17 protein-coding genes and 1 other annotated feature are annotated in these 15,802 nt (G+C 39.8%); of the genes, 3 read left to right on the top strand and 14 right to left on the bottom strand.

What is annotated here, in order from left to right; translation table 11 throughout:
• Window positions 1–26: 26 nt before the first annotated feature.
• From AC1TPB_RS06210 to pyrR, 3 genes are all read right to left on the bottom strand, one after another.
• The gene (locus tag AC1TPB_RS06210) at window positions 27–1,313 is read right to left on the bottom strand and encodes a dihydroorotase (RefSeq protein WP_482075705.1); all 1,287 of its coding nucleotides are present in this window, start codon (window positions 1,311–1,313) and stop codon (window positions 27–29) included.
• Window positions 1,314–1,402: 89 nt separating this feature from the next.
• Window positions 1,403–2,302 carry an aspartate carbamoyltransferase catalytic subunit gene (locus AC1TPB_RS06205; protein ID WP_482061239.1) on the bottom strand — a complete coding sequence of 300 codons (900 nt, stop codon included), beginning with the start codon at window positions 2,300–2,302 and terminating at the stop codon, window positions 1,403–1,405.
• A 12-nt stretch (window positions 2,303–2,314) separates the two neighbouring features.
• Window positions 2,315–2,911, bottom strand: a complete 597-nt coding sequence (gene pyrR / locus AC1TPB_RS06200; RefSeq protein ID WP_482075704.1) for a bifunctional pyr operon transcriptional regulator/uracil phosphoribosyltransferase PyrR — start codon at window positions 2,909–2,911, stop codon at window positions 2,315–2,317.
• Window positions 2,912–3,240: 329 nt separating this feature from the next.
• On the opposite strand from pyrR, the gene AC1TPB_RS06195 reads away from it, so the two are divergent.
• Window positions 3,241–3,675 carry an SRPBCC family protein gene (locus AC1TPB_RS06195; protein WP_482075703.1) on the top strand — a complete coding sequence of 145 codons (435 nt, stop codon included), beginning with the start codon at window positions 3,241–3,243 and terminating at the stop codon, window positions 3,673–3,675.
• Between the two features lie 220 nt (window positions 3,676–3,895).
• Here the strand turns inward: AC1TPB_RS06195 and AC1TPB_RS06190 are convergent, their stop codons facing one another.
• From AC1TPB_RS06190 to lspA, 3 genes are all read right to left on the bottom strand, one after another.
• Window positions 3,896–5,128 carry an LL-diaminopimelate aminotransferase gene (locus AC1TPB_RS06190; protein WP_482075702.1) on the bottom strand — a complete coding sequence of 411 codons (1,233 nt, stop codon included), beginning with the start codon at window positions 5,126–5,128 and terminating at the stop codon, window positions 3,896–3,898.
• 256 nt (window positions 5,129–5,384) lie between these two features.
• Window positions 5,385–6,326, bottom strand: a complete 942-nt coding sequence (locus AC1TPB_RS06185; protein WP_482075701.1) for an RluA family pseudouridine synthase — start codon at window positions 6,324–6,326, stop codon at window positions 5,385–5,387.
• Window positions 6,319–6,810 carry a signal peptidase II gene (gene lspA / locus AC1TPB_RS06180; protein ID WP_482075700.1) on the bottom strand — a complete coding sequence of 164 codons (492 nt, stop codon included), beginning with the start codon at window positions 6,808–6,810 and terminating at the stop codon, window positions 6,319–6,321. Before lspA ends, AC1TPB_RS06185 begins: the two co-directional genes overlap by 8 nt.
• A 257-nt stretch (window positions 6,811–7,067) precedes the next feature.
• On the opposite strand from lspA, the gene AC1TPB_RS06175 reads away from it, so the two are divergent.
• The gene (locus AC1TPB_RS06175) at window positions 7,068–7,763 is read left to right on the top strand and encodes a TraR/DksA C4-type zinc finger protein (RefSeq protein WP_482075699.1); all 696 of its coding nucleotides are present in this window, start codon (window positions 7,068–7,070) and stop codon (window positions 7,761–7,763) included.
• 9 nt (window positions 7,764–7,772) lie between these two features.
• Here AC1TPB_RS06175 and AC1TPB_RS06170 read toward each other — a convergent pair whose 3' ends face one another.
• On the bottom strand, window positions 7,773–8,093 hold the full coding sequence (locus AC1TPB_RS06170) for a DUF5665 domain-containing protein (RefSeq protein WP_482061245.1): 321 nt from the start codon (window positions 8,091–8,093) through the stop codon (window positions 7,773–7,775).
• Window positions 8,094–8,144: 51 nt separating this feature from the next.
• Here AC1TPB_RS06170 and AC1TPB_RS06165 point away from each other — a divergent pair, with 51 nt between their 5' ends.
• Window positions 8,145–8,318: a hypothetical protein gene (locus tag AC1TPB_RS06165; RefSeq protein ID WP_482075698.1), complete on the top strand. Its 174-nt coding sequence runs from the start codon at window positions 8,145–8,147 to the stop codon at window positions 8,316–8,318.
• Window positions 8,319–8,376: 58 nt separating this feature from the next.
• Here the strand turns inward: AC1TPB_RS06165 and ileS are convergent, their stop codons facing one another.
• The 7 genes from ileS to pgeF all read right to left on the bottom strand — a co-directional run bounded on the left by ileS (window position 8,377) and on the right by pgeF (window position 15,726).
• The gene (gene ileS, locus AC1TPB_RS06160; RefSeq protein WP_482075697.1) at window positions 8,377–11,469 is read right to left on the bottom strand and encodes an isoleucine--tRNA ligase; all 3,093 of its coding nucleotides are present in this window, start codon (window positions 11,467–11,469) and stop codon (window positions 8,377–8,379) included.
• Between the two features lie 52 nt (window positions 11,470–11,521).
• Window positions 11,522–11,795 (bottom strand) — a binding site (T-box leader).
• 98 nt (window positions 11,796–11,893) lie between these two features.
• Complete coding sequence (locus AC1TPB_RS06155) at window positions 11,894–12,382, bottom strand: DivIVA domain-containing protein (protein ID WP_482075696.1); 489 nt, start codon at window positions 12,380–12,382, stop codon at window positions 11,894–11,896.
• 228 nt (window positions 12,383–12,610) lie between these two features.
• Window positions 12,611–13,393: a YlmH family RNA-binding protein gene (locus AC1TPB_RS06150; RefSeq protein WP_482075695.1), complete on the bottom strand. Its 783-nt coding sequence runs from the start codon at window positions 13,391–13,393 to the stop codon at window positions 12,611–12,613.
• A gap of 12 nt (window positions 13,394–13,405) precedes the next feature.
• Window positions 13,406–13,681 carry a YggT family protein gene (locus AC1TPB_RS06145; RefSeq protein WP_482075694.1) on the bottom strand — a complete coding sequence of 92 codons (276 nt, stop codon included), beginning with the start codon at window positions 13,679–13,681 and terminating at the stop codon, window positions 13,406–13,408.
• A gap of 27 nt (window positions 13,682–13,708) precedes the next feature.
• Window positions 13,709–14,161, bottom strand: coding sequence for a cell division protein SepF (locus AC1TPB_RS06140; protein WP_482061250.1), 453 nt, complete (start codon window positions 14,159–14,161; stop codon window positions 13,709–13,711).
• A gap of 12 nt (window positions 14,162–14,173) precedes the next feature.
• The gene (locus AC1TPB_RS06135) at window positions 14,174–14,875 is read right to left on the bottom strand and encodes a YggS family pyridoxal phosphate-dependent enzyme (protein ID WP_482075693.1); all 702 of its coding nucleotides are present in this window, start codon (window positions 14,873–14,875) and stop codon (window positions 14,174–14,176) included.
• Window positions 14,872–15,726 (bottom strand): peptidoglycan editing factor PgeF, encoded by an 855-nt coding sequence (gene pgeF / locus AC1TPB_RS06130; RefSeq protein WP_482075692.1) that lies wholly within the window; start codon window positions 15,724–15,726, stop codon window positions 14,872–14,874. The genes AC1TPB_RS06135 and pgeF overlap by 4 nt, the downstream gene beginning before the upstream one ends.
• Window positions 15,727–15,802 lie beyond the last annotated feature (76 nt).

The following is a 15,802-nucleotide window of genomic DNA, read 5'->3' as shown; positions in this document are numbered from 1 at the left end:
GTTTCACTCCTCAAAAGTTGTACTTTCTATTCAGTCCAAACAATATTACCATTAACAATTGTTGCTACAGGCCATCCTTTAAGTTTCCAACCACCAAATGGTGTGTTGTTACTCTTAGATAGGAATGTACTAGGGTCAACCACTTGTTCATTTTCGATATCAACAATTGTAATATCAGCAGGCTTACCAATTTCAAGGCTACCTTCTTCAAGGCGGAACACTCTAGCAGGATCTTGCGTCAATCGTTTCAAGAGGAAGCCTAACGTCCAGCGACCTGTTTCTACAAAATGTGTATAAAGTAATGGGAATGCTGTTTCCAGCCCAACAATTCCAAATGGTGCAAGGTCAACACCTTTTGCTTTTTCCTCTGCGCTATGAGGCGCATGATCCGTTACGATAATATCTATAGTACCATCCTCTAATCCTTCAAGAACAGCTGCTACATCTCGTGGTGTACGAAGTGGAGGATTCATTTTCCAATTTGCATCATCAAGCCCAGGAATGTTCTCATCAGATAAAATTAAGTGATGGGGACAAACTTCAGCAGTCACTTTAATACCAACTTGCTTCGCAAGGCGAATGAGTCGTACAGATTGTTCCGTACTTACATGACAAACATGATAATGTACGCCAGTAGCTTCTGCAAGTAATACATCTCTACCTACATGGATCGCTTCAGATTCATTAGGAATGCCTTTAAGTCCATGCTTACGTGAAAACTCACCTTCAGATGCCCAAGCACCTACTACCAATGAATCATCTTCACAGTGGGCGATAACTGGCATATCAAGAGATTTTGCAAGTGCCATTGCGTCTTTCATCATTTGCGCATTTTGAACGCCTACACCATCATCTGTAAAACCGATAGCTCCAGCTTCTTTTAATGAAGCAAAGTCAGTAAGCTCACGACCAAGCTCATTTTTTGTAATAGCAGCATAAGGTAGCACTTTAACTAATTGTGCTTCTTCTGACTTGTCGATAATGTATCTCACCGTTTCAGCAGTATCAGTAACTGGTCTTGTATTAGGCATACAAGCGATCGTTGTAAAGCCGCCCTTTGCAGCTGAACGAGAACCTGTAATAATATCTTCTTTATGTGTGAAGCCTGGATCACGTAAATGTACATGCATATCGATAAAGCCTGGGGATACTAATTTACCTTGTGCATCGATAACTTCTGCACCATCAGTATTAACCGTTTCCGTTGCATCGACAATCGCTGCAATTTTACCATCGACTACTTGAATATGTTTGCTTTCCAAAGCAGCACTCGACTCATTCCAAACATTACCGTTCAAAATCCATAAAGACATTTTCATCCTCCTACAACTTTTCGTTATCTCCCCGATATATCTTCTCGTAAACGAAAAGTACATCGGAAGCTTATTCTAATACTTTTAGTCTATACAAGTGCGCGCTCGATAACTGCCATTCGAATCGGAACTCCATTTGACATTTGCGAGAATATTTTCGAATTTGCAGCTTCTACTAGTTCACTGTCAATCTCCACGTCTCTGTTAACTGGTGCAGGGTGCATAATAATCGCATGACTTGCCATTTGACGTGCTCGCTCAACGGTTAAACCATAGCTTTGACGATAAGCATCCGCTGATTTCAATATTCCAGATGAATGACGTTCAAGTTGAACTCTTAGCATCATCACTACATCTGCTTTTATAGCTTCTTCCATACTTACATATTGCACATCAAGATCTTTTGCTTGCATATCGTTAGGAGCACAGAACATAACATTTGCTCCAAATTGGCGAAGTGCATACAAATTACTTCTTGCCACTCGACTATGCAAAACATCTCCGATAATCGCTACATTCAAGCCCTTTAATGAACCGAAATGCTTTTGCATCGTATATAGATCAAGCAAAGCTTGAGTTGGATGTTCGTTGTTACCATCACCAGCGTTAATTAGTGGCACTTTAATTTTGGGTGCCATTTCTGCTAGCAAGCCGATTGGTTTCAAGCGAATAATACCCACATCGATCCCCATTGACTCTAACGTTCTAACTGTATCGTAAATGGATTCACCTTTTTCGACACTTGAAGCCGCTGCACTAAAGTTAATAACTTCCGCACCTAGTCGTTTCTCGGCAACCTCGAATGAAGTTCTCGTACGCGTACTGTTCTCAAAGAACATGTTTGCAACAAATTTTCCGTTAAGTAAGTTGTGTGTCTTATTTGCATGTTGTTCCCAGAAGGCAGCTCTGTCAAGAATAGATTGAATCTCATTTTGACTAAGATCCTTCAAACCGAGTAAACTTCGTGTTTGAGTTTGCGTAATCGTCATAAAATGCCCTCCCTAGCGAATAATCGTAACTTGATCAATACTATCAATTTCAGTAAATTGAACTTGTATCTCTTCTTGTTTAGATGTGGGAACATTTTTACCAATGAAATCTGGTCGAATAGGCAGCTCACGATGACCACGATCTACTAGCACAGCAAGCTGTACATTTTGTGGTCTACCGAAGTCCATAATGGCATCCATAGCAGCTCTGATCGTTCGACCTGTATAAAGAACATCATCAAACAAAATGACTTTTTTGTTCTTAACGAGTGTTGAATCCAGCTCAGTATCACCAGGCATATTGGAAAGCTCTACCATTATATCTACTGTTTCACTTCGATCATCACGATACTTCGTAATATCAAGCTCTCGCACTGGAACTGTTGTGCCTTCAATTTCCGAAATTCTCGCTGCTACTCGATTGGCAAGATACACACCTCTAGTCCGAATGCCTACAATAATGCAATCTTCGATTCCTTTATTCTTCTCCACAATCTCATGCGCAATTCTAATTAATGCACGTCTGATTGCAGTTTCATCCATAATTACAAGACGTTCTCCTTCTGACAAGAGCATCTCACCTCCACTTTTCATTAATATGTCCATCATCTATACCGGATTGTCGCAAAGGAATAAAAAAACTCCTTGCGTCAGTCCGCAAGGAGTTGTGAAAGCAGTATCGTCCGTTAAGTTGTCTGTACCAAATAGTGCTGCCATACACATGGAGCCTATCTTGGACACAATTCACTTATTGGTCTAACTTCACGTTACCTTGCCAGCCTCACGGGGCTGAATTAAAGGTACATCTGTATTAAAAAAATTATCCCACGTTCGACATGTTTTGTCAAGACAATCAGTACATCAAGTTTTATATTTCATTTGTTAAATGATATAATATCCATAGACCTAATTTTATATAATAAGGTGGGGTAATTAACGTGGAAACTGATAAAAATGTAACCATAACGGTAGAAACTATCGTTCATTCACCGATTGAAAAAGTGTGGACTTATTGGACGGAGCCACAACATATAACAAAATGGAGCTACGCTTCCGATGACTGGCATGCACCCCATGCCGAAAATGATTTAAGGGTGGGCGGAAGTTTCCTTACAAGAATGGAAGCTAAAGATGGTAGCTTTGGATTTGATTTTGGTGGTGTTTATGATGAAGTGAAAATAAACGAGCTTATTTCTTATACTATTGGAGATGGAAGAAAAGTTACGATTACTTTTATTAGCCAAGAAAACGACACTAAAGTCATTGAAACTTTTGAAGCAGAAACGACCAATCCCCCGGAAATGCAAAAAGCAGGGTTTCAAGCGATACTTGATAACTTCAAAACATACAGTGAAATTTCTAAAGAAGATTAAGTTGATTTGAATCAGAGATCGCTACGAGAACAAATCACTGTTCCAATCGCCGTTGCCCTCGGATTTATTATAAAACTCATGGTACATGGTTGAAGACGGTTATTCTATGAAAGTGAGTATCGTTCAAGAAAAAGATGCTAACCGTCTGATCATGCTTCCAACCATAAATTGAGCGTAATATTCCCTTTATGCAGTTTAAACTGCATAAGTGCTACCATGATCAACGAAGCTGTTTAATACGTTCGATGGCACGTTCCGTGTTCTCACGACTACCAAAAGCAGTTAAGCGGAAATACCCTTCGCCACATTGACCAAATCCAACTCCCGGTGTTCCCACAATATTCGCTTCACTCAATAAGTAATCGAAGAAACTCCATGAATTGTAACCTTCCGGTGTTTTCAACCAAATGTAAGGAGCATTAACTCCGCCAAATACGGAGAATCCAGCTTCACGAAGACCATCACGAATCATTGCCGCATTCGACATATAATAATTCACTAGTTCTCTTATTTGCACTTTGCCTTCTGGGGAGTATATCGCTTCTGCACCTTTTTGCGTTACGTAGGATACACCATTGAATTTCGTAGTGTGACGTCTATTCCATAGTTCGTTCACACTAACTGCATTACCAAATACATCGTGACCTTGTAATTGTTGCGGTACAACCGTGTATGCACAACGGATACCAGTAAATCCAGCCGTTTTGGAGAAGCTACGGAATTCAATCGCAACTTGTTTGGCTCCTTCGATCTCATAAATACTGTGAGGAACATTATCTTCTGTAATAAAAGCTTCATAAGCAGAATCGAATAATATAATACAACCATTCTCAATCGCATAATCCACCCATACTTTAAGCTCTTCCTTCGTTAATGTCATACCTGTAGGATTATTAGGATAGCATAAGTAGATCAAATCGACCTTTTCTGTAGGAAGGCTTGGCTTAAAATCATTATCAGCCGCACAATCAAGGTAAACTATTTTTTCATAACGACCGATATCGGTAATAAATGCTCCAGCGCGACCCGCCATTACATTTGTATCTACATATACAGGATAGACAGGATCTTGCACCGCTACAATGCTATCCCTACTAAATATCTCTTGAATATTACCAACATCACATTTTGATCCATCACTCAAAAACACTTCATCACTATTCAATTCAACTCCGCGAGCCTTGTAATCATTCGCAATAATTTCATTAATTAAGAAGGAATACCCTTGCTCTGGACCATATCCTTTGAACGTTGCTACATTAACCATATCATCAACAGCAGCGTGCATCGCTTTAATAACCGCTTGCGGCAATCCTCTCGTAACATCACCAATACCAAGACTAATGACATCCGCTTGTGGATGTTGTTCCATATAATTCGTTCTACGTTTTGCTATCTCTGAAAATAAATAGCTACCTTGTAGTTCAAGAAAATGCTGATTCATTGTTGTCATCTTCGTTCACCGACCCTTTACATATCATTTCGTTATATATAAGGATAGCGTAAATAAGCCGAAAACATCATGTAGAATGTAATCAATTGTTTGTACATATTGTAGTATTTAATTTTAAAGCATCGAGTAGCTGTCCATGGTGAAAGTACATTTATATATGAATTTTATAAACAATCTCTTCAAGGTATACTAATAAAAAAACTGTAGACAAACTAGAATTTCTTCCAGTTTGTCTACAGCCCTCGAAACTTGCGATCTATCGAGATCGCAAGTTTTTTAATACTTCATTAAAGTCTTCAGGTAATGGTACTTCAAACTGCAAACGCTCGCCCGTTCGAGGATGCGTGAAGCCTAAAATACCAGCATGTAATGCTTGTCCCTTTAACGGAATCGTTTTATTACGTCCATATACTGGATCACCAGCTAATGGATAGCCAATATATTTCATATGCACACGAATTTGATGCGTACGGCCAGTCTCAAGCTGTAACTCAACAATCGTATAGTCGCCGCCAATACGCTCAATAACTGAGAAGTGAGTCATCGCTTCCTTCGCATTGACATCCGTTACAACGTATAATTTACGATCATTGGTATCTCGTCCTATGGGAGCGTCAATTGATCCTGAATCATGTGGCATATTTCCGTGGACAAGTGCAGTATAGCGTCTTGTTACAGAATGTTCTTTCAATTGTTCTGCAAGTGATACATGCGCCAAATCATTTTTGGCAACCATCAATAATCCTGTCGTATCACGGTCAATACGATGAACAATACCAGGACGCATTACCCCATTAATTCCCGATAGATCTTTACAATGATACATTAGCGCATTAACTAACGTCCCCTTCGGATGACCTGGTGCAGGATGTACAACCATTCCTCGCGGTTTATTAATGACAATAACATCACTGTCTTCATAAATTACGTCTAACGGAATGTTTTCAGCAATAATTTCTAACACTTCTGTTTCTGGCACTTGTATAGTAATCGTATCATTTTCTTGTACTTTATAATTACTTTTGATGATCGTACCGTTCACTTGGACATGGGCAGTTTTTATCCATTCTTGTACTTGAGTACGTGAAATTGCTGCATTCCCAATCGCATCCGTAATAAATTTATCAATACGTGTTCCTTGCGCCTCTTCATTAGCGATAAACTCGTAATTCTCTTGTTGTCCTGTAATATTACTCATTGTCTGTAACTACCTTGCCTTTCTTCTCTTCTTTCATGCTTAGAAGTGTATCTAGCATAATAAGAATTACACCTACTACAATTGCAGAATCTGCAATATTGAATATCGGGAATGTATAGCTTCCGAAATTAAATTTGAAGAAGTCAACAACTTCACCAAAGCGTGCCCGATCGATAAAGTTACCGATTGCTCCACCTAGGACAAGTCCTAAACCTGACAATATAAACACAGTTCCTGTTTTGCGAACAGAGTGAGCATACCAAATAATTGCCGCAACAATAATAATGGTAATAATAATGAAAAATAGACGTTGATCTTGCAATATTCCGAATGCTGCACCACGGTTACGATGTGATGTTATGAGAAAAAAGTCTCCAATAACACTAAATTGATCGCCAATCTTCATATTATTAACTATCCATTTTTTGGTAATAAAATCCAAAATTAATACGACTACCGCAATAACATAATAATAAAATCGCATTCTCCCACTCCTAAAACTTTTCATTAACTTTTTGAATTAGACTTCTTGCAAATGAAAAGTCGCTTCGAAAGCATAAGCTAAAACTTTTCATAAACTGTCCAAAATAAGTGTAGCACATCCAACTTTTACAATCTAGTTTTACATTTCTTCTTCAAGATGGCGTTAATGATCTCTTATCCCAAAGATTGCTCGTACTGAAATGCACGCAATTAGCAAACAATATAACCATTCCATAAAACGAAATGGTGGTGCAATACGTGAAATTAACCTTTACTTCGCAACAACTTCAGCATTTCCGTTCTATTCTTCTCGAAGATAAAAACAGTATTATACAACAGCAACAAACTTACGCTGAAACATCTCCAATAAGTAGTCAGAGCAATGTAGATGCTGAATTATCGATGTACGACAACCATCCAGCAGATCAAGCAACTGAATTATACGAACAAGAACGTGATCTTGCTATTGCTCAAGGACAATTACGTCAACTTACACAAATCGATGATGCCTTGAATCGAATTGAAACAAGAAATTACGGAAGTTGTGTGACCTGTCAAACTGCGATAGATATCGAAAGATTAGAAGCTATACCCGAAACACTTTACTGTCAGAATCATGCTAATGTCAATCAAGTTGTTGCACCTCAATACGAATACGAACCACTATCATTCACCCAGCTCAACTATGACGACGCAGACTACACCGGATTCGATGGTGAAGACATGAGTCAAGCTTTGTGGGACTATGGAAATAGTAATCTGGCTCAGAACTCAGAGATGCTTGATACTGAATTCGCAGCTGAAATCAATGAAGAGCTTCACGGTTATGTAGAACCATTAGAAAGTTTTATAGCTACAGATATAACTGGGTCACATGTTCATATCGTGCGTAATGCCGCTTATCAAGAGTATATGAAAGCTCATGAAGGCGATGAAGATTTGGAATTATTATAATTTTTTCATTTATTCTATTTGCTTCTGGACAATTCTTACAATATCAGCGATATAATCACCGATAATTGGTAAATTAAGTGCACCTAACGCTTGCAACAACCAAACAATAAAAGTAGCAAAGAAAGCCAATCCTACGGCTGAGCCTACACCTCTAGCGATGCCACCAATAAAATTGCGCCACATTAATTTCAGTGGGCGATTCATAAGCGTTACGTAATCCGCTATTTGAGTGCGCTCAAGGTCATTCGTAACTTTGACTAAGCGTTCCTCAATTGCGTCAAGAGATTGCTTTAACTTGGAGAGCTCGTCATCATCATCCGGTTTCGTCATCGTTACTCCTCCTTACCATATCGTTCATTTTGTTTTGAGCTACCTATTACAATGAAAGTTCAAAAAGCGGGCTTACAGAATCGAGAAGATGGAGCGCTACTTGAGAAAGACGGAAGCGCAAGTGTACGTTATTGGTACATGCGAACCGTACTTTCCAAGTTCACTTCATATTCGATGTCGAATAAACCGCATAGCATCACATCGTTATCAAAGTCCACTTTTTGAACTACCTTACAATAAAGCCCGCTTGCCAACTAGGCAAGCGGGCTTTATTAATATAACCTTATTTGTTAATGAAAATGCTTATCGATTTATCGCCAAGTTGGATTGTCTCCATACCATCTTTTTCAGCAAATGAAACCGACTGAACAAGCAGGTTTTCTTGCAGTAGCTGATCAAATTTCTGTAAAGCCGATTGCAATTCATGATCAACATGCAATACAAGATCGATTCGTTTTTCAATTGGCAGATCTAATTTCTTACGAGTATCCTGCACTGCGCGAATCACTTCACGAACCCAACCCTCTTGTTCTAACTCTTCCGTAATATCGGTATTAAGCGCTACAGTCACGCCATTACCAGATGCTGAAGCGAAGCCTGATTTTGCTTTCTTCTCAACAAGCAACTCATCAAGTGTAACTTCTAATGCCTCACCATCATCGGTCGTGAATGTATAGTTACCATTATTAACGATGGCACGCGTTTCTTCAGCAGACATATCCTTCAACGCATTTTGAATCGGAGAAACCTGCTTACCAAACTTACGACCAGCTACTTTAAGATTCAACTTCAAGCTGAAATCTACAAAACCACTGTCAGAATTTTGCACAACAATTGTTTTAACGTTAATCTCGTCTTTTATAATGTCTTCATAGGATGCAACTTCAAATTCACGATCTAAAGACACGATTAGCTCTGAAAGTGGTTGACGAGTTTTGATCGCTGTCTCGTTACGTACATTACGTGCAAGCTCAACAATCACTTTCGAGCTTTCCATGTCGCGCTCAAGTTCAGCATCAATTAGATTTTCATCTGCAACCGGATAATCTCCCAGATGGACACTTTCTCCGCCACCAAGATTGCCCCATACATCATCAGCAAGCAATGGCGTATATGGCGCGATCAATTGAGACAGCGTCAGCAGTACATGACATAATGTTTGATATGCTGCTACTTTATCTTCAGAAAGTCCACTGCCCCAGAAACGATCACGCGAGCGACGGATATACCAGTTACTTAATTCATCAACAAATACTTCGATAGATTTCGCTGGGTTCAAGAAGTCGTTCACTTCAAGACCTTTTGCCACCGTTTGAATTAGTGTATTAAGACGAGAAATAACCCAACGATCTAATTTATTAGTAGAGGCTACGTTTGCATGCTCTTCATAATTAAATCCATCTATTGAAGCATATAGCGCGTAAAATGCATGTGTATTCACGATGGTATCAATAACTTTAGATTTCGCGTCAGCTACAATACTTTTCGAGAAGCGTTTACTGTTCCAAGGTGCGCTATCCGCAAGCAAAGCCCAACGGAATGCATCAGTACCGAACTCTTCGATAATTTCCCACGGATCAATAACATTCCCTTTGGATTTGGACATTTTTTGTCCGTTCTCATCAAGAATATGACCTGTAGAAAGCACTGCTTTATATGGCGCTTTACCATTGAACAGCGTAGAAACCGCAAGTAGACTATAGAACCAGCCACGAGTTTGATCGATTCCTTCACAAATGATATCAGCAGGATATTGATCCTCGAATGTAGCATGATCACCAAATGGATAATGCTGTTGCGCAAATGGCATAGAACCACTATCGAACCATACATCGATAACTTCTGAAGTACGTCTCATGACCGCACCTTCAGCAAATGGGCTTTTCAGTAAAATATCATCTACATATGGCTTGTGCAGCTCGATATCTTCTGCAACAAAGTCTACCGCACGTTCACGTAGATCAGCGATGCTGCTTGGCGCATATTGCTTGCCAGTCTCTTCGCAGATCCATACGTTAAGCGGTGTACCCCAATAACGATTACGGCTAATATTCCAATCTACTAGATCCTCAAGGAATTTACCGAAGCGTCCCTCACGGATATGACCTGGATACCACTCTACTCCCGCATTGTTGGCGATTAGTTGATCCTTCACCGCAGTTGTTTCGATAAACCAGCTTTCTGTTGCATAATACAATAGCGGTGACTTACAACGCCAGCAGAATGGATAGCTATGTTCATAACGTTCTTTATGGAACAATAGCCCTTTTTCACTTAGCATTTTCACGATGTCTACATCGCAGTCCTTAACGAAGCGACCAGCCAGATCAGTAATCTCGTCGATATAGCACCCAGCATTGTTCACAACAGCTAACATACTGATGCCATTAGCACGAGCAACACGATAATCATCCTCACCATGAGCAGGTGCGATATGAACGATACCTGTACCACTAGTATCACTTACAAAGTCGCCTGGAATAACAACATGACCTTTTTCGATTGATACATAGTTGAATGGAGGCTCATAGCTGCGTCCTACCAACTCACTACCCTTTATTGTACTAAGCACTTCAAAGTTTTCTTTCATAACAGACTCAACAAGATTGGCAGCAACGATATATACTTCGCCATCTTTGGCAACACGAACATACTCTAGCTCAGCATTAACTGCTAATGCCGCGTTTGCTGGTAATGTCCAAGGTGTTGTTGTCCAAGCAAGCATATACTCGTCACCATCTGTCAATTTGAACTTAGCAGTAGCGCTTAAGTCCTTCACATCTTCATACCCTTGTGCAACTTCATGAGAGCTTAATGTCGTTTGGCAACATGGGCAATAAGGACTTACACGATGTCCGCGATACAATAGCCCCTTCTCATGAATTTTGGAAAGGATATGCCATACACTTTCGATATATTTATTATCTAGTGTAATGTATGGATTTTCCATATCTGTCCAATAACCAATTGCTTCGGTTAATTCGCGCCACTGCTTCTCATATTCAAATACGCTATCTTTACATTTCGTAATAAATTTCTCTACACCGTATTCTTCAATCTCTTGTTTCCCAGAAATACCAAGTTGTTTTTCAACGCCAAGTTCTACAGGGAGTCCATGTGTATCCCAGCCTGCTTTACGAATAACGCGGTAACCTGACATCGTACGATAACGACAAATAAAATCTTTGATTACACGACCAAGCACATGACCAATATGCGGCTTACCATTCGCTGTTGGAGGACCTTCATAAAATACGAAGTTCGGTTTACCTTCACGATTTTCGATTGATTTTTTAAATGTGTCTTGTTCTTGCCATTGTGCTAATACACGTAACTCACGAGTACGTGCACGTTCTTTAACGTCTACGCGTTGCATAGTTGAACAGCTCCTCTCATTCTCAAAAAACAAAAAAACCTCGCTCCCTATGGAAAGGGACGAGGTTAGTCGCGTTACCACCCTTGTTCCGCACTGAATCGATATGCGTTAGCATATAAGATCAGAACGACACTTTGGTACGAATGCTTAATTCGTATTCCTTATATCGGAGGAAAAACCGTCTTTCCTTATTTCTTATCCTACAGATAAGGTTCAGGATAGCTTCTCGGAGATGATATTTCATCTATGTCCTTGCACCGAATTTCACCAAGCATCGGCTCTCTGAGGCAGTACATACATGAACGTGTTCTCGTCATCGAATTGCAAATATCAATGATTATAACAATATTTATAGCTGATTCGTAGTACAAAGTCAATTAAAATATGTACTGACTTATTTAAGTATGATCATTTCTAGTTACGTTTATTCGTTAACTACTACTTCTGCACGTTCCGTTCTCAACGTATCCCATGAATCTTCCGCCAACAATTCTAATTGTGCTTCGACAAGAGTACGGAATCTCGCTCGATAGACTGATGCTTGTTTTTTCAGTTCATCTACTTCAAGTGAAACTTTACGGGATTTGTTCAACGACTCATTAACGATTCGGTCCGCATTTTTCTCTGCTTCCTTCACAATCAATTGCGCTTCTTTCTTGGCATTACTTCGAACTTCATCTGCAGCTTCTTGCGCGACAATAATTGCCTTGCTTAACGTATCCTCAATATTAGAGAAATGATTCAAACGCTCTTGTAATGATAGCATTTGATTTTGCATTTCTTTATTTTCACGGATAAGTGCTTCATAATCTTTAATAACTAAATCCAAGAATTCATTTACTTCATCCTCGTCATAGCCACGAAGTCTACGTGAAAACTCTTTATTATGTATGTCCAATGGTGTCAACGGCATTGGAGCACCTCCCAAAACTTTTTGTTGCTTCTTGATTGACTTCCACAATACAAAAAGTCTCTTCGGAAGCATTATCCTACAACTTTTTGTTGCCTCTTGATTAACTTCTACATTGCAAAAAGTCTCTTCGAAAGCATTATCCTATGGTCATTTCTAATCACACCAAAAATTGTCTTACTACGATATCAATCCATATTCGACAACGATAAGCAATATCCTGCAAAATCACTAAATATATTTACTGATCTTTACACGGATTCTTCCTTTTTTCGTAACCCCGTCGATTTCTGTCACCTTGAACCGCCCCAAACCTTTAATGGAAACAACGTCTCCTTCTTTCAATTGCTTGGAAGGATCTTCTTCTGCTTTCCAATTTACGCGACAACGACCTGCCTTAATTGGATCAACAATTTTAGCTCGACTTACACGGTATGCATCACTAGAAATACCATCTAATCTTAAAGAAGCAACAGTAAAGCTCAATTCCTCGAACTTAGCCACGACAGGCTGTAGCTGCTCAATCAAGATAATATCAGTTAACACGTTCAGACGATGTACTTGTCTAAATCCAATATCAAGAAATTGAGCCATTTCTGAAGTGACAACGATATGACAAAAATCATCATGCTGATGTATATCGCCAACTCGATCTCGCTTAATTCCAAGTCCGATTAATGCCCCGAGGAAATCGCCATGATCTAATTCATGGAACTTGTCGCTTTGACTAGTTACTTGGAGCACCTTCAAATCTGCATCTTCATATTCAACATCACGATAGTCTGGGACGATAATCGCACGTTTGCGTTCGGCCGCCTCATAGCCACCATCGAATTTCACATTAACTGATCCGATCCGATTAGCAATCGTCGTCACAATAAATTGTTGTCTCGGGTCCAAAAAATCGGTCCGTCTAAGCTCATGGAGCTCAGCGGACCGTTCTATCCATTCTTGTACGCGATCAACAAATGGCTTCTCTTCAGGATGAAAATGACTATAAAATCCGTCCTTCATATGCACTCACCTTTAATTTATTCCAGCAATTGCTTTAAGTATAAATTCAACTCCAGAATGAATGAAGCGTAATGCGATAAATGCTACGATTGGCGAAATATCAAGCATTCCTCCGATCGGCGGTATAAATCTACGGAAAATAGAAAGATACGGCTCAACAACTTTCCCTAGAATTTGACCAACCGCGCTACCTCGTGCATTAGGAAACCACGACAATAGTATATACGCAATAATTGCGTAATTATATATCGTAAACAATATACCAACCAAACCAATAAATTCTAACAAACTTCTGTCACCTCATTCTGCTTTCAATTATCTATCAAATTGTGCATATTCTGTTATAGAACCTTGCACTTCTACTGACTCAGGAGCACATAAATAGATATTAGGACCTAACTTAGAGATTGAACCACTAAGCGCGTATACAGTACCTGATAAGAAATCTACAATACGTAACCCAAGATCACTTTGCACACGTTGTAAATTAACGACAACGGATTTGCGATTACGGATTTCATCGGCAATCGCTTGCGCCTCATCATAACTCTTTGGTTCACATAATACCATGCGCGTATTTTTCTGAGTGTGGAGACTTACAACATTGTTGCCAACATTAGAGAACTGTTGATTTCTTGATTGTTTACGTGATTCAAAAGGATTCGTTTCAACTTCTTGATCATCATTTGTAGCTACACGTTCACGTTCTGTAATTTCTTCTTCTTCTTGTAAACCAAAGTAATTCATAAACTTATTAATAACACTCATTGGTCACCCTCCTTAAGTTCCAATCAATACAGTTCCCAGCCTTACAAAAGTAGCGCCTTCTTCAATTGCGATTTCATAATCATTGGACATGCCCATCGATAGCTCCGTTACGGTACACTCGCCATTTCCCTTTGCCATCAGCTCATCACGCAATTGTCTTAATCGGCGGAAAACGGTTCTCGTTTCCTCTTTCTCTAGCTCAAATGGAGCCATTGTCATTAAGCCAATCGGTGCTATGCGTGGTAGCTCTTTCAGCTGCTCTAAAAATAGCGCTACTTCAGCAGCACTCATTCCTTGCTTCGACTGCTCTCCAGAGACATTGACCTGAATAAAGCATTTGACAGTGATATCTAGCTTTTCTGCCTGCTCCTGAATAGCTTTCGCTAACGAAAGCCGATCTAATGAATGAATGTAATGAAACTTCCCAACAATATCCTTCACTTTGTTACGTTGCAATGATCCAATAAAATGCCAAGTTGGAGCTGCTTGTCCCACTCCTGTATGTTCATGTATGTAATCCCATTTGTCTTTTGCAGTTTGCCAGCGGTTTTCGCCGATATGCAGCACGCCCGCTTCAACCGCTTCAACGGTTCTAGCTACGGAAACATACTTTGTTACCCCAATGACATTCACAGTGTCTGATTGCCTGCCAGCACGAGAAGTGGCTTGAACAATTGTCTGCTGCACATGATGTATTCGATCCTGTATACTCATTCATTGCACACCTTTCTCGCTAGACCGATCCAGCTAGCCATTCTACCAGTTAATCCATTTTCTACACGATGACTAAAGAACAGATCAGTCCTACAGCCAGTGCATAAATTACTTAATTCGATATGAGTCGGCAATATTCCTGCTTTTATCATAATATGTCGGTTCATTTCTTTCAAGTTAATATAAGCCTTTTGCGAAGAAATAGTCTTAATTACCTTGTCCAATGATTGTTTCGGCAGTTCCAGTCTAGTCCATAATGTTTCAAATTGCTCTACAACATAGCGATCCACTTCGTAGCAGCATTGATCAATCGATGGCCCAATCGCCACCATAAGCTGCTCTGGCTCTGCTCCATAATGTAACTTCATCGCTTCAATGACCTCAATTGCGATCGCAGAAGCTGTTCCCTTCCAGCCAGCATGAGCTACTCCAATGGCTCCATGAACAGGGTCCCAGAACAATAACGGAACGCAATCCGCATAAAATGACGTTAATAATATATCAGGTTCATTCGTGATCATACCATCTGCACCTTGCAATGAATCCGACATCGCTATTCTGCCTCGCCCACGATGTTCAGCTGTCACTTTAACGACAACATTTCCGTGTACTTGCTCCGCATTCGTCCAAGTTTCGAATTCCCAGCCGATACTTTTCGTTAATAATTGACGATTGGCAATGACTGCCTCTACCTTATCATTAACATGTAATCCTATATTAAAGGAGGCATATGGCTTTTCGCTAGTGCCCCCTAATCTTGTCGTAAATCCCGTTGTTAACTGCTCACATTGTGACATCCATTTATCGAGTATTAATTGATGCGATGCTTGACCTGTAACAAATGGTTCCATCTCACTCACCTCACACTATTTCCTAGCTTCATATTCGATGCGAATATGCTACGTTAGCTCATTCATCGTTATCAAA

It is taken from the genome of Paenibacillus sp. Y951, from assembly GCF_056786395.1.
Note: the sequence above shows the minus strand (reverse complement) of the source record. Positions and strands in the feature narration are given on the sequence as shown.